The sequence below is a fragment of the Tritonibacter sp. SIMBA_163 genome (assembly GCF_046535935.1).
GTDB classification, from domain to species: domain Bacteria; phylum Pseudomonadota; class Alphaproteobacteria; order Rhodobacterales; family Rhodobacteraceae; genus Epibacterium; species Epibacterium scottomollicae.
The window spans coordinates 68,050-87,482 of sequence record NZ_JAWJBP010000007.1 but is presented as its reverse complement, the minus strand read 5'-3'; the positions used below and the strand labels follow the sequence as shown (position 1 = coordinate 87,482).

At 61.6% G+C, this 19,433-nt stretch carries 16 protein-coding genes; 9 read left to right on the top strand and 7 right to left on the bottom strand.

The window, feature by feature from the left end:
• Positions 1-27: 27 nt before the first annotated feature.
• From R0J92_RS12600 to R0J92_RS12580, 5 genes are all read right to left on the bottom strand, one after another.
• On the bottom strand, positions 28-426 hold the full coding sequence (locus tag R0J92_RS12600; protein WP_411051913.1) for a glyoxalase superfamily protein: 399 nt from the start codon (positions 424-426) through the stop codon (positions 28-30).
• A 10-nt stretch (positions 427-436) separates the two neighbouring features.
• Complete coding sequence (locus tag R0J92_RS12595) at positions 437-802, bottom strand: RidA family protein (RefSeq protein WP_411051912.1); 366 nt, start codon at positions 800-802, stop codon at positions 437-439.
• Positions 803-912: 110 nt separating this feature from the next.
• Positions 913-1,623, bottom strand: a complete 711-nt coding sequence (locus R0J92_RS12590) for a dienelactone hydrolase family protein (protein WP_411051911.1) — start codon at positions 1,621-1,623, stop codon at positions 913-915.
• A gap of 130 nt (positions 1,624-1,753) precedes the next feature.
• Complete coding sequence (gene clpX, locus R0J92_RS12585; protein ID WP_106164784.1) at positions 1,754-3,019, bottom strand: ATP-dependent Clp protease ATP-binding subunit ClpX; 1,266 nt, start codon at positions 3,017-3,019, stop codon at positions 1,754-1,756.
• A 153-nt stretch (positions 3,020-3,172) separates the two neighbouring features.
• Positions 3,173-3,805 (bottom strand): ATP-dependent Clp protease proteolytic subunit, encoded by a 633-nt coding sequence (locus tag R0J92_RS12580; protein ID WP_106164785.1) that lies wholly within the window; start codon positions 3,803-3,805, stop codon positions 3,173-3,175.
• Positions 3,806-4,092: 287 nt separating this feature from the next.
• Here R0J92_RS12580 and R0J92_RS12575 point away from each other — a divergent pair, with 287 nt between their 5' ends.
• The 8 genes from R0J92_RS12575 (at position 4,093) to mdoH (ending at position 14,883) form a co-directional block, all read left to right on the top strand.
• Entirely contained in the window at positions 4,093-5,100 is a 1,008-nt protein-coding gene (locus R0J92_RS12575) for a GlxA family transcriptional regulator (RefSeq protein WP_317386419.1), read from the top strand.
• A 131-nt stretch (positions 5,101-5,231) separates the two neighbouring features.
• Positions 5,232-5,738: a DUF302 domain-containing protein gene (locus R0J92_RS12570; RefSeq protein WP_411051910.1), complete on the top strand. Its 507-nt coding sequence runs from the start codon at positions 5,232-5,234 to the stop codon at positions 5,736-5,738.
• Between the two features lie 33 nt (positions 5,739-5,771).
• Positions 5,772-7,385, top strand: a complete 1,614-nt coding sequence (locus tag R0J92_RS12565) for a thiamine pyrophosphate-binding protein (protein ID WP_411051909.1) — start codon at positions 5,772-5,774, stop codon at positions 7,383-7,385.
• The gene (locus R0J92_RS12560) at positions 7,369-8,556 is read left to right on the top strand and encodes a CaiB/BaiF CoA transferase family protein (RefSeq protein WP_411051908.1); all 1,188 of its coding nucleotides are present in this window, start codon (positions 7,369-7,371) and stop codon (positions 8,554-8,556) included. The genes R0J92_RS12565 and R0J92_RS12560 overlap by 17 nt, the downstream gene beginning before the upstream one ends.
• A gap of 264 nt (positions 8,557-8,820) precedes the next feature.
• A complete protein-coding gene (locus R0J92_RS12555; protein WP_317386422.1) occupies positions 8,821-10,185 on the top strand; it encodes a tetratricopeptide repeat protein in 1,365 nt (454 codons plus the stop codon).
• A 22-nt stretch (positions 10,186-10,207) separates the two neighbouring features.
• Complete coding sequence (locus R0J92_RS12550) at positions 10,208-11,482, top strand: OpgC family protein (protein WP_411051907.1); 1,275 nt, start codon at positions 10,208-10,210, stop codon at positions 11,480-11,482.
• Positions 11,479-13,005: a glucan biosynthesis protein gene (locus R0J92_RS12545; protein ID WP_411051906.1), complete on the top strand. Its 1,527-nt coding sequence runs from the start codon at positions 11,479-11,481 to the stop codon at positions 13,003-13,005. The genes R0J92_RS12550 and R0J92_RS12545 overlap by 4 nt, the downstream gene beginning before the upstream one ends.
• A complete protein-coding gene (gene mdoH / locus R0J92_RS12540) occupies positions 13,006-14,883 on the top strand; it encodes a glucans biosynthesis glucosyltransferase MdoH (RefSeq protein ID WP_317386424.1) in 1,878 nt (625 codons plus the stop codon).
• 73 nt (positions 14,884-14,956) lie between these two features.
• Here mdoH and R0J92_RS12535 read toward each other — a convergent pair whose 3' ends face one another.
• Together R0J92_RS12535 and R0J92_RS12530 are read right to left on the bottom strand one after the other, a co-directional pair.
• Positions 14,957-15,814 (bottom strand): alpha/beta hydrolase family esterase, encoded by an 858-nt coding sequence (locus R0J92_RS12535; RefSeq protein WP_411051905.1) that lies wholly within the window; start codon positions 15,812-15,814, stop codon positions 14,957-14,959.
• Positions 15,802-16,275: a rhodanese-like domain-containing protein gene (locus R0J92_RS12530; RefSeq protein WP_411051904.1), complete on the bottom strand. Its 474-nt coding sequence runs from the start codon at positions 16,273-16,275 to the stop codon at positions 15,802-15,804. Before R0J92_RS12530 ends, R0J92_RS12535 begins: the two co-directional genes overlap by 13 nt.
• 294 nt (positions 16,276-16,569) lie before the next feature.
• Here R0J92_RS12530 and R0J92_RS12525 point away from each other — a divergent pair, with 294 nt between their 5' ends.
• Complete coding sequence (locus R0J92_RS12525; protein WP_411051903.1) at positions 16,570-19,431, top strand: monovalent cation/H+ antiporter subunit A; 2,862 nt, start codon at positions 16,570-16,572, stop codon at positions 19,429-19,431.
• Positions 19,432-19,433: the final 2 nt, after the last annotated feature.

The following is a 19,433-nucleotide window of genomic DNA, read 5'->3' as shown; positions in this document are numbered from 1 at the left end:
GGGAATTGGCAGTTTTAACGCAATCGGTTAGGAGGTTGAGCCCTGTTCGGCGCGATATTCACAAAACCGTAAACGATTGCCAAAGGGATCGGTAACGGTGATTTGCAGCCCCCATGGCATAGCCTCAAGCGCCGGTTTGATGTTGCGATAACGCCGATCGCCCAATTCCTGATGCAGGGCCATGGCGCCCGAGATGGGCACAAAGCAGGTTGAGCCCGGCGTCGCGTCCCCGTGATGTTCGCTCAGATGCAGCACGCATCCGGACCGAGAAATCTGCATATAGATGGGGAAATCCTCTTCGTGGCGATGTTCCCAATCAACAGAAAACCCGAGATAATCGAGATAGAACTGCTGGGCCTTCTCCAGATCAAAGATGCGGATCACTGGGATAGCGGGGCGGATGTCGGTGGACGCCTTGTCTGTCATCTGATGCGCCTCAGGCCGACGGCGCCAGCGCGGTGACTTCGATCTCGATTCGAAATTGCGGCGCAATCAGATTGCACTCGGTCATTGTCGCGGCCGGTGGGTGATCCCCAAAGGCGTCCTTCAACAAAGGCCAGCAGGGTTCGAACTCGGCGGCATCCGGCAGGTAATAGTTAACCCGCACCACATCCGAAAAACTGGAACCAGCCTGTTGCAATGCACCCCGGATCGTCTCAAGCGCAGACCGGCACTGAGAGATCACATCTTCGCCCTGCCCCACTGTGCCAGCCACATGAACAAAGCCCCCTGCGACCACGGCCCGGCAGTATCCGATCTTGTCTTCAAATTCACCGCCGGAGGAAATGCGTCTGATGGTCATGAGGGATCCTTCTCTGTCTGCACAGTCAGTGTCTTGCTCCCCAATTTTGTAGGCGATCACGCGGGGGGGCAGAATTGCAATCTAAACAATCCTGCTATGCACAGACATGGTCAGGCGAGCGTGGACTGAAGAAAGCCGATCAGTGCTGTCCAGGCCCGCTTTGATGAGCGTTCATTGAACATCATGCCGCCTGCCTGATCTTGGGCTTTTGGGTTTGTGAAGGCATGTCCAGTGCTGCCAAATCCAAGCACCTGCCAGTCTGTACAATACTGGCTAAGCTCCTCTGCCAGTGTCTGCAGCGCATCAGGCGGGGCCAAAGGATCATCCCAGCCGTGCAGCACCAAAACTGAGGCCTCAAACGGTTTGTTGTCGAAATTCGGCGCGTCATAGACGCCATGCAGTGGGACGCAGGCCCGAATATCGGCTCCTGTGCGCGCCAGATCGAGCACGGCCTTGCCACCGAGACAGTAGCCCATGGCTGCAATCCGATCTGCATCCACCTGCGGCAGGTCCCGTGCAGCGTCGACTGCAGCGCGCATTCGTCGGGCCAACACGCGGCGATCTGAGGTGACTGCCGCCATTTGCGCTCTGGCGTCCTCGGGCGTCTCCACCCGGAGCCCATTTCCGTAGTAGTCCACCGCCAGCGCCACATAGCCAAGCGCCGCCAGTTCGGCGGCCCGCGCCCGCTCAAAATCACTGAGCCCGCCAAAGGCCGGTGCGATCAGCACGCAGGGCGCCGGGCCCCGTTGCGTTTCGTCCCAGACCAGATGGCCGATAAACTCATCCGTCCCGTCACTATAGGAGAAGGTCTGGTTTTGCATTTATGCCTCCGAAACAAATCAGTTCCGCCCGCGCGTCCCGCGACCCGTGCTGCCGCGGGACCACCCAGAAAAAAGGGCCGGTGTCCTGCTGACACCGACCCCGTTCATTTCATTTCGACACCAACAGAGATCATCCGGCGGTGGCCGATTCCTTTTCATCCGCGTGGATCATCAGGGGCTGCGCATCGGAGGTGACGGCTTCCTCATTGACGACAACCTTGGTCACGCTCTCCATGCCCGGCAGTTCGAACATGGTGTTCAGCAGAATGTCCTCAAGGATCGAGCGCAGCCCTCGCGCGCCAGTCTTGCGTTCGATCGCCTTCTTGGAGATCGCGGAAAGTGCTTCATCGGTGAAGTCCAGCTCGGTCTCTTCCAGCTCGAACAGGCGCTGATACTGTTTGACCAGAGCGTTCTTCGGCTTGGTCAGGATGGTAATCAGCGCGTCCTCGTCCAGATCTTCGAGCGTCGCCAGAACCGGCAGACGACCGACGAATTCCGGGATCAGGCCGAATTTCAGCAGATCCTCAGGTTCGAGATCGCGGAAGGTTTCACCAATGCCCGCTTCGCTTTCGTCGCGCACATCAGCGCCAAAGCCCATGGCAGAGCCCTTGCCGCGCTGTTTGATGATCCGGTCGAGACCCGCAAAGGCGCCACCGCAGATGAACAGGATGTTGGTGGTGTCCACCTGCAGGAATTCCTGCTGCGGATGCTTGCGGCCACCCTGCGGCGGCACGGAGGCCACGGTGCCTTCCATCAGCTTCAGCAATGCCTGCTGCACGCCCTCGCCCGACACATCGCGGGTGATCGAAGGGTTTTCGGACTTGCGGGTGATCTTGTCGACTTCGTCGATATAGACGATGCCGCGCTGCGCTTTCTCGACGTTATATTCGGACGCTTGCAACAGTTTGAGGATGATGTTTTCCACATCCTCCCCGACATAGCCAGCCTCGGTCAGCGTCGTGGCGTCGGCCATGGTGAAGGGCACATCGAGGATGCGCGCCAACGTCTGCGCCAGCAAGGTCTTGCCGCAGCCGGTTGGGCCAATCAGCAGGATGTTGGATTTCGCAAGCTCAATGTCATTCCCGGCCTTCTGGGCGTGGTTGAGGCGCTTGTAATGATTGTGCACCGCCACCGACAGCACACGCTTTGCCGTCGCCTGACCGATCACGTAATCATCCAGAACCTCGCAGATATCCTTTGGCGTCGGCACGCCATCGGTGGCCTTCATGCCGGAGGCCTTGGTCTCCTCGCGGATGATATCCATGCACAGCTCGACGCATTCATCACAGATGAACACCGTCGGTCCCGCAATCAGCTTGCGTACCTCATGCTGGCTCTTGCCGCAGAAACTACAGTAAAGCGTGTTCTTGCTGTCGCCGCTCGAGTTCGTCGCCATGGTCTACCTTTCCATCCGCCTCGGGGCCAGCGCGTGTCAGTATGCCCCGATTTCCAACCAGCTTAGGACAGCTCCCAACCGGCCACAATGTCAAATTGTGCTCCCTGACACACACAAGTGCACAGGGAACACAAAGCCGGCACAGTCGCCGGATCAGCTCTCTTCGTCGTCACCCTTCGCACGGTTCTCGACGATTTCGTCGATCAGACCAAATTCCTTGGCCTGCTCTGGTGCCATGAAATTGTCGCGTTCCAGCGCCTTTTCAATGGTCTCGTAGTCCTGACCGGTGTGTTTCACATAGATCTCGTTGAGGCGGCGCTTCAGCTTCTGCGTCTCCTCGGCGTGGATCATGATGTCCGTCGCCTGCCCCTGATAGCCACCAGAGGGCTGGTGCACCATCACGCGGGAGTTGGGCAGCGAGAACCGCATGCCGGCCTCACCCGCGGTCAGCAGCAGGGAGCCCATGGAGGCCGCCTGACCGATCACAAGGGTCGACACCTTCGGCTTGATGTACTGCATGGTGTCATAAATCGACAGGCCAGAGGTCACGACACCGCCGGGGCTGTTGATATACATGGAGATTTCCTTGGACGGGTTCTCCGCCTCAAGGTGCAGCAGCTGCGCCACGATCAGCGACGACATACCGTCATGCACCGGACCGTTGAGGAAGATGATACGCTCCTTCAACAGGCGCGAGAAAATATCATATGCCCGCTCGCCCCGGCTGGTCTGTTCAACGACCATCGGCACAAGAGTGTTCATGTAGGTTTCTGTTGGATCAATCATTGGACCTGCCTGTCTTGGGATCTTGTCGAGCACCATACCCGACGAAGGATTACCCGAGTCTTAGTGCTGCGAAAAATGGGCTGCAAGAGGTGCACCCGCATTTTAGCGGCAGCGTGATCCTGCAAATCATCAGGCCGATGCCTCAAGCGGACGGTCTCCGGTGTCGTTATTCACCGCACCGAGGTCGCAATATCCGGGCACATATCCCTGCCACGGGGATAGCTGGTATAAGAGCGCCGAACACACATGGTCCTGCGCCCGCACCCTTAGCCAGCATGGAAACGCCCGTGTCCGACGACAGTTTTGTTCAAAAAGGCGCTGCCGCCACGCTCTCGATCCCGCACATCGGAGAGCCGCAGGATTTCTATTTCCTGCTGTTGCCCAAGGCGACAATGCTGCCCGTCGCCGCGGCGATCGAACCGCTGCGGATTGCCAATCAGGTCACCAATACAAAGCTTTACCGCTGGTACATCATGACCGAGGACGGTGCACCGCTGCGCTGTTCCAACGGGATGATGGTGACCCCGGACATGGCGCTCGGCGCCTTGCCCTCGGATGGGATGGGCTTTGTCTGCGCCGGGGTGGAGCCTCAGGATGCGGCGGGCGATATCACCCTCAACTGGCTTCGGCGCGAACATCGCTTCGGCCGCAAGCTGGGCGGCATCTGCACCGGCGCCTTTGCCTTGGCGCAGGCCGGGCTGATCAAGAACCAGCCCTTTACCCTGCATTGGGAAAATCAGCCCGGCTTTGTCGAACGGTTCGAACACCTGAAGCCCTCGCCCAATATCTACGAGGTCACCGGCAGCCTGATGACCTGCGGCGGCGGCAGCGCGGCCACAGACATGATGCTGACCCTGATCGAGGAGCGTCACGGCAAGCAACTCGCCATCATCGTCGCCGACATGTGTCTGCATGTGCGCTCGACCTCGGGCGCGGCGCCGCAGAAATCGAACTACGCGGTCGCCATCGGCAGCCGCAACCAGCGCCTGCTGAGCGCGCTGCAATTGATGCAGGAATCGCTTGAGGAGCCGCTGTCGATCGGCGCGCTATGCACCCGGCTTGATATCTCGCGCAGACAGCTGGAACGGCTGTTCTCGCGTTATCTCGATCAGAGCCCGATGCATGTCTACTCCGACATGCGCCTCAGCCATGCCTTTGCGCTGATGAACGAGACCTCGATGTCGGTGACCGAAATCGCGCTGGCCTCCGGCTTCAACTCCGCGACTCATTTCTCGCGCCAGTTCAAGCGCAAGTTCGGCGCCAGTCCGCATTTCTTCCGCAAGGGCTGGGCCTGAGTCCCTTCGGCACCGTTCCCGAGGCACGCGCCCCCCAGACCTGACGGCAAACGCACTGAAATGTGACGAGTATTTCAACCCGGTTGCGCGTACACCCGGTCCAGTCTCGTAGCCAGCCAGGAGCCCTCGCCATGGTCACACAGTCACTCTCTGCCCGTCTTGCCGCCGGGGCGATTGCCGCCTTTGTTCTGGCCGCCCCATTGCACGCCTCTGAGCAGGGCGCGGATCTTCAGCCACGCGATGGCTGGGCGGTGCACGCCAGCATCAAGGATTACCCCACCCTGCTTGCGGATCTGAAAGCGGCTGTGCGCGACCATAATATGGGTGTGGTGACGGAGGCCGGCCCCACCGATGCCGCTGCCGCCCGTGGCATCACCATTCCCGGCAATCGCGTCGTGGGAGTCTTTGCCAATGACTACGCGGTACAGATCCTTGACCTCTCCACCGCCGCCATGATCGAGGCGCCAATCCGCTTTTATGTCACCGAAGGGGATGACGGCACCGCCACCCTCTCCTACAAGACACCAAGCCATGTGTTTGCACCCTATGTGCCTGAGGCTGGCGAGAAACTGGCCGCCGTCGCGGAGCAGCTGGATGGCGTCTTCGGCGCCATTGCCACCGCCGCCCTGCGCGACTGACCCATCTGATTCCAACGCGAGATGTTTCCTCCGATGACCCAATCCCTCCGCGCCGCCGATGTTCTCGCCCGTCGCCTCTATGAGGCGGGCTGCCGCCACGCCTTTGGCATGCCCGGCGGCGAGGTATTGACCCTCGTTGATGCGCTCACACGGGCCGGTATCACCTTCCACCTCGCCAAACACGAAAACTGCGCCGGTTTTATGGGCGAAGGGGTGCATCACGCCGATGGCGCTCCGGCGATCCTTGTGGCCACGATCGGCCCCGGCGCCCTGAACGGGGTCAACGTGGTGGCCAACGCCCATCAGGACCGGGTGCCGATGCTGGTGCTGACCGGCTGCGTCGATGCGGAGGAGGCGCAGACCTACACCCATCAGGTGCTGGACCAGCAGGCGGTCTTTGCCCCGATCACCAAGGCCAGCTTTCGTCTCGACGCCGCCGCCGCCGAGGTGATCGCCGATAAGGCCGTTACCATTGCCACGGAGGCCCGCCAGGGGCCGGTGCATATCGACGTGCCGATCACGGTGGCAGAAACGCCTGCAACCGAACGCCGCCCCCGCGGCGCGCCTGCCGGAGCAACCGCGCCTGCCGGTGCGACATTGGCGCAGGCGCATGGCTGGCTGGCAGAGGCCACCCGCCCGTTGGCAGTGATCGGCCTTGATGCGCTGCTGCCCGGCGGCGCGGAGGCCACAAAGTCTTTCCTTGAAGCCCGCCAGATCCCCTTTGTCACCACCTACAAGGCCAAGGGCATCCTGCCCGAAAACCATCCGCTCTGCCTCGGCGGGGCCGGATTGTCGCCGCGTGCGGACAGTCACCTGCTGCCGCTGCTGGAGGCCGCCGACCTGATCCTCTGCATCGGCTATGATCCGATCGAGATGCGCACCGGCTGGCGTGACGCCTGGGATCCGCGCCACACCCGGGTCATCGACATCACGCCAGAGGCCAACAGCCACTACATGCATCAGGCCAGCCTGCCGCTGATCGCGGATCTGCCCGCCACGCTGGCCGCATTGGCCGTGGCGCCGCCCGCTGCCCCTCTCTGGTCGGGCGGCGAGATTGCCAAGACGCAATCCGCGCTGGCCGACGCCTTCCCGCACACCGACGACTGGGGCCCCGCAGGCGTCATCGCCCAATGCATGGAAACCCTGCCCCGCGACACCCTGCTGACGGCAGACAGCGGCGCCCATCGCATTCTGCTCAGCCAGATGTGGAAATGCAGCTCACCGCGCCAGCTGGTGCAATCCTCCGGTCTCTGCACCATGGGCTGCGCCGTGCCGCTGGCGATGGGGCGCAAGCTGGCACAGCCCGACCGCACGGTTGTCAGCTTTTCCGGCGATGCGGGGTTCCTGATGGTCGCAGGAGAGCTGGCCACCGCCGCCGAGATGGGGCTTGCGCCGATCTTCGTGGTCTTTGTCGATGCCTCCCTCGCCCTGATTGAACTGAAGCAGCGCCAGCGTCAGCTGCCCAACGCGGCCGTCGATTTTGGCCACCACGACTTTGCCGCCATCGGGCGCGCCTTTGGCGGTCAGGGCCATCGCGTGCGCAACCGCGCCGAGTTGACCACAGCGCTTGATGCGGCCATGCAGGCGGACACATTCACCGTGATCGCCGCGGAAATCGACCGGGAGGGCTATGATGGCCGGATCTGACTTGTTGCCCCATGGCGCCCTCAAGGGTGTCAAGGTTCTCGACCTTACGCGCATTCTGGCCGGTCCCACCGCAACCCAGTTGCTGGGCGATCTTGGCGCGGATGTGATCAAGGTGGAAAACCCGTCGACGGGCGGTGACGACACCCGCCAATGGGGCAAGAGCGTCGCCGAAGATGCTGACCTCACACCCTATTTCATGGCCGCCAATCGCAACAAACGCTCGCTGGCGCTGGATATTGCCCACGCCGAGGGACAGGCGATCATCCGCCACCTGGCGCAGCAGGCAGACGTTCTGGTCGAGAATTTCAAACCCGGCGGGCTTGCCAAATACGGTCTGGATTACGCCAGCCTGCGCGAGAGCTGCCCGCGGCTGGTCTATGCTTCCATATCGGGATACGGCCAGACCGGACCCAATCGCGAAAAACCCGGCTATGACCTGATGGCGCAGGGATATGGCGGCATGATGTCCCTGACCGGCGAGCCTGACGGCGCGCCGATGAAGGTGGGCGTCGGCGTCGCGGATGTGATGTGCGGCATGTATGCCACCATCGGCATCCTCTCGGCACTGCGGCACCGAGATCTTACGGATGAGGGCCAGCAGGTCGAGCTGTCGCTGGTTGACGCGCAGATCGCCTGGCTGATCAACGAGGGCGTCAGCTACCTCAACACCGGGCAAAAGCCGCTGCGGCGTGGCAATGAACACCCCTCGATCATGCCTTATGGCACCTATGAGACCTCCGACGGCCATGTGATCCTCGCGGTGGGCAACGACAGCCAGTTCCGCCGTTTCATGGCGTTTCTGTCGCTTGAAGGGCTGGCGGAGGATGACCGTTTTGCCACCAACCCGGCACGGCTGGAGCACCGCGACGCGCTCAACGAGATCCTGAAGCCCGCCTTGCGACGCTTCAGCACCCAGCAGGTGATCGACGGCATGGAGGCCGCCAAGGTCCCTGTCGGGCCTGTGAAGACCCTCGATCAGGTGTTCGAGACGGATCAGGTCGACGCGCGCGAGATGGTTGTGACCATGCACTCCGGTGACACGCCGCTGCGCCTTTTGGGCAATCCTCTGAAGTTCTCGCGCACGCCGGTGACATACCGTAAAAGCCCGCCTAAATGCGGCGCAGACAGTGACGAGATTCTCTCGTCCGATGCGCCCTTCAAGGACGACTGACATCAACAGACGTGTTGCGGCCTTTGCCCGCCCCGCAATGTTACAGCCCCCGGCGTTTGGGCCGTCATATGCTGCATCAAACGGCATAGCATCCCGCTTTTGCGCCGTTTTTTGCTCATTTGCTCTGACGACAGTGACACAAAACCGCGCACAGCCACACGCGCCTTCACCAAAGCGCGAGTGGGGGGCGCGCGGCCAAAAGCGCTCCGCTAGCATCGTTTTCAACACAAGTTTTTTTCTCAAGCGCGCGAAAGTGACCCGCCCATGACCCAGGATATATTCGGACAGGATTGCAGTCTGACGGACGCGCATGCGCTCGATGCATGGAACGGCCTTCAACTTGGCGTGCTTGCCCATGCCGCAAGCACGGCCGATCATCTGGGCGCATTGCTGAAGGCCGCCCCTGATTTTGCACTAGGGCAGGCCATTCGGGGGATCTCGCTGCTGATGCTGGGTCGCTCTGAACTGGTCCCAATTGCGCATGAGGCGCATGCGATCGCAAAATCCGCCTATGAGGGCGCCCTGCCGCGGGAACGCAAGTACATTGATGCGCTGGAGGCCTGGCTTGGCGGCAAACCCTCGCGCGCCGTTGCCTGCATGGAAGAGGTTCTGACCCTTTACCCTTGCGATACGCTGGCGATGAAACTCAGCCACGGCATCCGCTTCATCCTTGGTGATGCACGCGGCATGCGGGCCTCGATCGAACGGGTTCTGCCTGCCTATACCACGGAACACGCCGGTCATGGCTACCTGCTCGGCTGTCACGCCTTCACGCTGGAGGAGACCGGCGAATACGACCGCGCGGAGATCACCGGGCGCCAGGCCCTGTGGACTGCGCCGGATGATGCCTGGGGCCTGCATGCGGTCGCCCACGTGCATGAGATGACCGGCAATGCCAAGGCCGGGCTCGACTGGTTTGACGGGCGCGAACAGGCCTGGGCGCATTGCAACAACTTCCGCTACCACGTCTGGTGGCACAAGGCGCTGATGCATCTCGATCTCGGGCAGGTCGACGCGGTGATGCGGCTTTATGATGACGAGGTGCGCAAGGACAAGACCGACGACTACCGCGATATCTCCAACGCCACATCCCTGCTGATGCGTCTGGAGCTCGATGGGATCAATGTCGGCAACCGCTGGGACGAATTGGCGGATCTCTGCGCAGAGCGCACTGAGGACGGCAGCCTGATCTTCGCCGATCTGCACTATCTTCTGGCGCTGGTGGGCGGAGACCGAAAATCAGCAACAACCCGTCTGGTCGAGCGGATCCACGCCGACGGGGTGTCCGGAACAACCGAAACCGCGCAAAGAATGGCCGACCCGGGCGCGACAGTTGCAACAGGGCTTGAGGCTTTTGGTGAAGGTGACTACCGAACAGCCTTTGATCGCCTCGCTAAGTCTCGGGATTCGTTGCAACTTGCAGGTGGCAGCCACGCTCAGAGGGACGTCTTTGAGAGAATGACCATAGACGCCGGTCTGCGGGCCGGAAACTGGGCGCATGTGGAAGCCATTCTTGATGACCGTCAGGCAAAACGCGGTGGCGCCGAAGACAATTACGCGATTGCCCGTCGCGCTTTGATCGCATCCGCCCGGAACAAGGGCAGCACCCAAAGCGTTCCAGCGGAGTGATCCTTTAGGAGATTGAAAACTGATGGCAGAAGTCGCGCCCTTTCCGGCGCCTGATAAGGGGAGCGCGTCCCGCGCCGCCGCCAATGCGATGAGTGCCCCGCCGGAGACTGCGGTGGCGTCACGCCCCCGCGACCCGCGCCTGGATTTCTACCGCGGCATTGCGATGTTCATCATCCTAAGCGCGCATATCCCCGGCAACCGCTGGGGCAGCTGGATACCGGCCCGTTTCGGGTTCTCGGACGCCACGGAGATCTTTGTCTTCTGCTCGGGCATGGCTTCGGCGATCGCCTTTGGCGGCTCCTTCGCCCGCAATGGCTGGTGGATGGGCACCGCCCGCGTCGCCTATCGCTGCTGGCAAGTGTTCTGGGCCCATATCGGCTTGTTCTTCTTTCTTGCCATGTCGATGGCCGCGCTTGATCTCTATGGCGGCTTTGACAAGAGCTACATCGGGTCGCTGAACCTGCACCGGTTCTTCTCCAACACGACGCAACAGATCGTCGGGATTTTCACCCTGACCTATGTGCCGAACTACTTTGACATCCTGCCAATGTATCTGGTGGTGCTGGCCTTGATGCCTGCCGTCATGGGCGTGCGCAAAGCCGGACGCTGGGCCGTGGCCTGCCTGTGCATCGCACTGTGGTTGCTTGCGAACCCCTATATGATCGGCATGGGCCCCGATGGCCTGTCCCTGCCAGCCGAACCCTGGTCCGAACGCGAGTGGTTCTTCAACCCCTTCGGCTGGCAGCTTCTGTTCTTCACCGGCTTTGCCTTCATGTCGGGCTGGCTGCCAAAACCGCCCGTCAGTCGCACACTCGCGGTGCTTGCCGTGGCGTTTCTGGTCTTCTCCATGCCGTTCGGCTCCTGGAAGGTGTTCAGCTGGCTCAATGCAGCCGCTCCAGATCTGGGCGAGACCATCCGCCCCGCCTGGCGCATCACCGACGAATGGCGCGAGAAGACCGACTTCGGTCTGCTGCGCTACATGCACTTCCTGTCGCTGGCCTATCTGGCGTGGCTCGTTGCCGGTGAAAATGGCCAGAACCTGGTGGCGCGCGGCACCTCCGTGATTTCGCGCACCTGGGCCACCGTCATTACCCTGATTACCAAAGTCGGTCAGCAGAGCCTCGCGGTGTTTGTCGCCTCTATGGCGCTGGCCCGCTTCATCGGAGCCGTGCTCGATCAGACGGATCGCAGCATCACCGTGACCGCTGCCGCAAACCTTGCCGGTTTTGCCCTTATCATCGGCTGCGCCTATGGCGCGGCCTGGTTCAAATCCCAACCGTGGAGACGCAAACGATGAGCAAACTGAGCCGTCGTTCCTTCCTGCAAACCGCATCCGCCCTGTCGCTGATCGCTGTCGCACCTGCTGTCCAGGCGACTGCCGGAACAGAGAAGTTTTCCCGTGCCGATGTGATCGCACGGGCCAAGGCCCTCGCGGAGCGCCCATACAGCGCACGCAGCTCCGTGCCCGATGACTGGCTGGCGATGTCTTACGACCAGTATCGCTCGATCCAGTTTGATGTGGACAAGGCGCTCTGGGCGGGCACGGATCGAAGCTACAATGTCGATTTCTTTCTGCCCGGTCTCTATTTCGAACGTCCGGTCCTGATCCACTCCGTTGTCGACGGCATAAGCACAAGCGTGCCTTTCGATATGGATCGGTTCAACAAGCACCCCGAAATTTCGCCCAAATTGTCCAAGGAAGGCGCGCTCGGCTATTCCGGTTTCCGCCTGCGTACGGATCTGGATGACGAAAACCATCCGGGCAAGAAAACCGAATTCTGCGTTTTCCAAGGCGCGAGTTACTTCCGTGCCATCGCCAATGGCAACAACTACGGGCTCTCGGCCCGTGGTCTGGCGCTGAAGACGGCCGACCCGGAGGGCGAAGAGTTCCCCGAATTCGTCAGCTTCTGGCTCGAGGCCCCCGGCCCGCTACAGGAGAACATGATCGTTCATGCACTGATGGACAGTCCCTCGGTCACCGGCGCCTATCGCTTTGACATCACGCCCGGAAATCCCTGTGTGATGGATGTCGAGGCGACGTTGTTTGCCCGCAAGGACCTGACCCACGCTGGCCTTGCGCCGCTCACGTCGATGTTCCTCTTTGATGGCACCAACCACCAGCGCTTTGACGACTTCCGCCCGGCGGTCCACGACAGCGATGGCCTGTTGCTGAAGAACGGCCATGGCGAGGTCATCTGGCGGCCACTGGCCAACCCGACCCGCCTGCAGGTATCGAGTTTCGTGGATGAAAACCCGATGGGCTTCGGCCTGATGCAACGGGCGCGCAAACTGTCGGAGTTTGCGGATCTCGAGGCCTTCTACCATCGGCGCCCCTCGCTCTGGGTCGAGCCCAAGGGCGACTGGGGCAAAGGCGCCGTGACGCTGGTGGAGATCCCCGCCGACAAGGAGATCTACGACAATATCGTGGCCTATTGGCGTCCGGACGAACCCTATGCCGAAGGCACGCGCGTCGATCTGGAGTATCGGCTGACCTGGGGCGAGGAGCCGGTACCGGACCTGCCGCGCGTCATAAATACCGCGTCGGGCGCAAAGATCTTCGGCGACCCGGGCCGTCTGATGGTCATTGATTTTGAGGCGCACCCGCTGTTCGAGGCGGCCCCGGATGCTTTCACCATCCATGTGTCCTCCCCCAATCTGGAGACCCGCGACGGCATTCTCCAACGCAATCCGGAAACCGGCGGCATGCGGCTGGCGTTTTCCTTCGATCCGGGCGATCAGACTCATGTTGAGCTGCGCGCCCAACTTCGGAAAGATGGCGCTGCGGCCTCCGAAGTCTGGCTTTATAGGTGGACTGTTTAAATGCGTGACTTCCCTCCCACTCCCCTGATCCCTCCGGAGACTCCGCTGGCAATGCCGGCGCAGGACTTCGGGACCGAGTTTCACGACGTCAAAGCGCCGGCCACCGGTGAGGGTCAACCCGGCGTTGCCCTGTGGCGCATTCTGGCGTTTTCGCCCGCGATGGCTGCCACAGTGGCCCTCGGCTGGGTCATGCAAGGCTGGTTTGCCGCTGATGGCACCACCATGCTGGAGTGGGTTCTGTTGACGCTGATCGCATTCAACTTCTTCTGGATCACCTTCACTGTCTCCACCGTGCTTCTTGGGCTTTACAGCCTGTCCCAGACCCGCCCGACGCCAACCCGTGGTCCGCGCAAGCCGATGCGGGTTGCCCTGCTGGTGCCGGTCTATAACGAGGTGCCGTGGTACGTGCTCGGCAATGCCCGCTCGATGCTGGAGGAACTGCGCGCGATCAGCGGGGCGCACCAGTACGACATGTTCATTCTGTCCGACACCCGCGATGCAGAGATCGCCGCGCAGGAAGAACAGAGTGTCCGCGCCCTGCGGGACGAATTGCCGGAGGGCATCAGCCTCTACTACCGGCGCCGCGAAAAGAACACCGCCCGCAAAGTCGGCAATATCCACGACTGGGTGACCCGCTGGGGCGGCGATTACGAGGCAATGCTGGTGCTGGATGCAGACAGCCTGATGACAGGCCGTGCCATCGTGCGCCTCACAGATGCGCTGTCACGTGATCCCGCCGCCGGCCTCATTCAGAGTTTCCCGCAACTCATTGGTGCACAATCCGTTTTTGGCCGCATGCAGCAGTTTGCAAATGGCGTCTATGGTCTTGCACTGGCCGAAGGGTTGGCGCGCTGGACCGGGCATGAAGGCAACTACTGGGGGCACAACGCCATCATCCGCACCCGCGCCTTTGCCGCCTGCGCCGGCCTGCCGGAACTGCCGACACTCACCGGTGGCACTTCGATCATCATGAGCCACGACTTTGTCGAAGCAGGGCTTCTGCGCCGCGCGGGCTGGCGGGTACGGTTCCTGCCGCGCATTCGCGGCTCCTACGAGGAAACCCCTGCAACCCTTGTCGATCACATCCAGCGGGACCGTCGCTGGTGCCAGGGCAACCTGCAGCATCTGCGCATTCTCAACGCCACCGGCTTTCACGCCATGTCGCGGTTCCACCTCGCTCATGGGGCGATCGGCTATCTCATGGCGCCTGTGTGGTTCGCTCTTCTGGTGATCTGGGCCGTGATCGGTCATGACGAAGGCGCCTCGGTCATCACCTACTTCTCGGAGAAGAACCCGCTGCGGCCAAACTGGCCCGACATGAGCGAGCCGCGTCATGTCGCCGTGATCATCCTGATCTACGCCATGCTGCTTGCGCCCAAAATCCTGTCCGTCGCTGCGCTGCCGCTGACCGGGCGGCGGATTTCGGACTATGGTGGCATCGGGCGGTTCCTGCTGTCGATGCTGACGGAAATCCTGCTGGCGATCCTCTATGCGCCGATCCTGATGGTTCAGCAGATGATCGCCGTGCTGCGCACCGTCTTTGGTCTGCAAAAGGGCTGGTCGCCGCAGGCACGCGCGGGCGGGCACTACAGCCTCGCGACACTGTTCAAATGTCATGCGCTGGAGACGATCAGTGGTGTGACGCTGTGGATCGGCGTTGCGACGGGTTTGGTTTCGCTCTGGCTGGCACCGATCGCGCTGTCGCTGGTGCTGGCGGTCCCGTTGTCGGCCCTATCCAGCCTGCGCCTTCCGCGTCGTTGGATGAGCACCGCCGAAGGGCTGCATGAGCCACGAATTAACCGGGCTGCACGGCATTATCGCGGCCTGCTGCGGAAAAACCTGCACGGTCCCGATGCGCCTGTGCAGGCCGTCGAGTGACGCTGACCTGATAACGACGCGGGGGCGGCCTGCCCCCGCATCCATCCGGACCTCCGAAAGATCCAAGCTGAAACTAGTCGGTATGTTCGGCGTCGAGTTCGCTGGCTTCCAGCCAGTTGATCGCCCTGTCCGCCCAGCCCTGCGGGATCATGTGCCCACCCGGGAACAGCTCAAAGGCCAGATCTGCTTCTGCGTGACAGCTCCAACTGCGCAGCATCAGCTCGCCCTCCTGCCACATGCGATCCGGCGCATGGGTGGCGCAGCCGAGCGTCTCGCGCCACAGCTCCAACCCGGCCCAGATATCGCCCTGTATAAAGCGTCCACCGCCGAGGATGCGCCCCTCCAGAGGCACAACGCCATCGGTCCAGCCGTGACTTTGGTAGAGCCGTACAGGCCCCGCACAGTCCTCAGGCTGCTGTCGCCAGAACCCACCCGAGACCGGAAGATACGCCGCAAAGCTGTCTGGCCTCTCACAGGCCAGGTAGTTCACCATAAAGGCGCCCGATGAAAACCCTGCGAGAACAGAGCCTTCGACATCAATATTGAACCGCTCCCCTGCATCCGCAAGCACCGCAGGTAGAAAGTCGAAATCGTCGCGTCCACCAAATGTCGGCAAAAAAGACCAACTGCGCGGTCCATCCTCGGCACGGCGCGCACCGTTGGGCGCGATCACTGCGTAGCCCCGGTCTGTCAGTGCTGAAATCACGCCGCGCATACTCAGAACGCCCCGCGCAGAGCCGCCGTGGCCGTGCAGGAACATCACCGCGGGCACAGCGCCTTGCCCGTCCGACGGCAGGACGAGTTCATAGCTGCCGTCAGGCAACGTGCAGGCGCCCTCTGCCGTGCCGCATATCGCATGGGCCGCAGGCGCCGCCATGATCAGCCCAAGCGCGAGGGAGGTGATCGCAGCAGAGTGTGTCATCCGTTCCATGCGCGCACCGGCAGGTTTGAATTGATCCAGCCCGGCCCCGCAGCAGACCCGTACATGCCTTCGGGCACATCCATGATCGTGGTGAACCCCGCCGCAATCAGACGTTTACTCAGCCGCGCGGACCGCACGCCACCCGCACAGATCAGAGCAACCGGGCGCGGGCTTTCCCCCTGCATGAGCGTGGTCAGCGCTTCGGTGAAATCGGCACGCCGCATATCGAGTGGAACGGCGCCCTCCGGCACGCCAGTGCGACGCCATTCCGTCGGGGTGCGGATATCCAAGAGCAGAATATCCCCCATCGAGGCTTTGGCATGCGCCTGTTGCACCGTCAGCAGACCGCCCTCATGAGGCGGCGTATATCGGTAGAGCCACCACCAGGCGCCGCCGCTGCCCGCAACAGCCACCGCGCCCAGCATCAGGCCCCTGCGGTTGAAACTGGTCACATGTCCGATTTTTTCCATGGTTCTATCCGTAGACGTGGCCTCATCCCTCTCCTAGCATGAACGTCATGATTGCGCGCGATCCGCGCGGTGACGAGCTGTTCAAGATCGCGTCATCGCAATGCTGCATCGCCGCAACCAGCGGCGGCGGCAGAAAACATGCGGCCCAATGTCACATTTAGCTGTTTCCGATCCGAAACAGTCCACTTTCAGAGCGGATTTTCTGGAACACCACTGGAAATTTCCTTACGCAAATAGCAGCTAAGGGCCTGTTGCCCGAAAAATAAAACAAATGCCCGACCTGGAGAGTATGACGTGTCCCTTTTCTTGATAGCGGCCCTGCCATTCCTCGGCGCGCTGTTTCCCGCGCTTCTGATCCGTGCCGGTCGCAATGCCTCGGCCTCATCTGCCGGGCTTGCGACGGGCCTCGCCTTTATCGGCCTTATGCTGCACGCCCCTGCAATTCTGCGAGGAGAGACAGTTCAGGTCGGCCTCGAATGGCTGCCCGCGCTGGGGCTGCATGCGAATTTCTTTCTCGACGGGCTGGGTTTTCTGTTTGCCACCATGATCCTCGGGATCGGGCTGCTCATCATCCTTTATGCGCGCTTCTACCTGTCGCGAGAGGATCCGATGGGGCAATTCTATACCTATTTGCTGCTGTTCCAGGGCGCGATGGTTGGTATCGTTCTGTCCGACAACATCCTGCTTTTGTTGATCTTCTGGGAACTGACCTCGCTGTCATCCTTCCTGCTGATCGGCTATTGGAAGCACCTGCCAGAAGGCCGTCAGGGCGCGCGCATGGCACTGACAGTGACCGGCATGGGCGGGCTGGCCATGATCGGTGGCATGCTGATCCTCGGCAATATCGCCGGCAGCTATGACATCAGCGTCATCCTGCAGAACAAGGACGCGATCCAGTCCTCGGATCTCTATCTTCCTGCATTGATCCTGATCCTGATCGGGGCCTTCACCAAATCGGCGCAATTCCCGTTTCACTTCTGGTTGCCGCATGCGATGGCCGCGCCGACGCCAGTTTCGGCCTATCTGCATTCCGCCACGATGGTGAAGGCAGGCCTGTTCCTGATGGCGCGCCTGTGGCCAGTGCTGGCAGGCACGCCGGAGTGGTTCTACATCGTCGCCACCACGGGCCTGATCACCATGGTGCTTGGTGCCGTGATCGCGTTGTTCAAGGATGATCTTAAGGCGCTCTTGGCGTTCTCTACCGTCTCGCATCTGGGCCTGATCACCATGCTTCTGGGCATGGGCACCAAACTGGCGGCCGTGGTCGCGGTGTTCCACATCATCAACCACGCCACCTTCAAGGCCGCGCTCTTCATGTCTGCGGGCATCGTCGATCACGAGGCGCACACGCGGGACATCAAACGCCTTGGCGGGCTGCGTCACCTGATGCCTGTCACCTTCGTGATTGCCACTCTGGCGTCGCTGTCGATGGCGGGCATTCCGCCGCTCAACGGGTTCCTGTCAAAGGAAATGATGCTGGAGGAGATTTCGCACACCAGCTGGATGCAAAGCCCGCTCGCCATGTCGATCCTGGCAACCATCGCGGCGATGTTCTCGGCGGCCTACTCCTTTCGTTATATAGCGCATGTGTTTCTCGGCCCCAAACGTGACGACTATCCAGCGAAACCCCATGATCCGGGGTTCGGCATGTGGGCATCGCCCGCCTTGCTGGTGACACTGGTGGTTCTGATCGGCCTGTTCTCGGCCAAGCTGGTCGGCCCTCTGGTTGCCGCCTCCGCAAGTGCCGTCATCGGCGGAGAAAAACTGCCCTATTACTCGCTGAAACTCTGGCATGGGGTCACGCCTGCGCTTTACATGTCGATCATCGCCATTGTCGGCGGTCTTGTGCTGCTGGCCCTGCACCGCCCGCTGGAGCGGGTCTGGAACGCCCTGCCCCGTCCGGAGGCTAAGGTGATCTTTGATGCCATCGTTAGCGCAGCCACCCGTTTGATGCAGGGTATCACGGCCCGGCTGCATGACGGCTCGCTGACCCGCTACGGCGCAATTATGATCAGCTTCACCGCGGCCCTCAGTATCTATGCCTTTTCAACCGGCCTTTTGGGCGCACCCACCCGTGCGTTACAGGAGGCAGGTGCCTTGCCCATCGTTGCATGGCTTTGCCTCATCGTGGCGGCCGCCTGCATCGTGTTGTTCCACCGTCGTCGGTTCATCGCGCTGATCCTGATCGGTATCGTCGGCCTGATCGTGTCGCTGTCGTTCAACTATCTCTCGGCACCGGATCTTGCCCTGACACAGATCTCGGTCGAAGTGGTGACAATCATCCTGATGCTGCTGGCACTGAACTTCCTGCCCAAGGACACGCCGGTCGAAACCCCGGTCCTGACCCGGATGCGGGACGGCGTGATTGCGATCATCGGGGGCGTCGGCGTCGGCGGCCTGATCTACGCGATGCTGCTGCGGGATTTTGCCTTCCCGTCCATCTCCGGCTTTCACGTCGAAAACTCCTACAAGGGCGGTGGCGGCACCAATATGGTGAACGTCATCCTCGTGGATTTCCGTGGCTTTGACACCTTTGGCGAAATCATCGTGCTGGGCATCGCGGCGCTGGTCATCTTTGCGCTGACCGAGGCAGTGCTGTCCACGCGCGTGCGGGCCTATCTGCTGAACCGCAAACCGGACATTGAGCAGGCGGGCGACAGTCATCCGGGTATGATGGTCGTGGTGACGCGGATGATGATGCCCGTGGCTTTGATGGTTGCGGCCTACATCTTCTTCCGCGGGCACAATCTGCCGGGTGGTGGCTTCATCGCCGGTCTGATCGCGGCCATTGCCGTCATCATGCAATACATGGCCTCCGGCTTTGGCTGGGCGACGGAGCGACAACGCTTCCCCTACCACGGCATCATCGGTTCAGGCGTGCTGATCGCAGCCGCAACAGGGATTGGCGCCTGGTTCAACGGCCAGCCGTTCCTGACCTCCGCCTTTGGCTATGTGCATCTCCCGCCATTGAACGAATTCGAGGTCGCCACAGCCGCATTGTTCGACCTTGGCGTGTTTCTCGCCGTCGTGGGCGCTGTCCTGCTGGCGCTGGAAAGCCTCTCGCGCTTTGCATGGCAGCCGGGCTCCGCATCCGAACATGCTATGGACATCAACCCTGCCCGCGACGATGCGGAACAAGACATGAAGGAGGCCTGAGA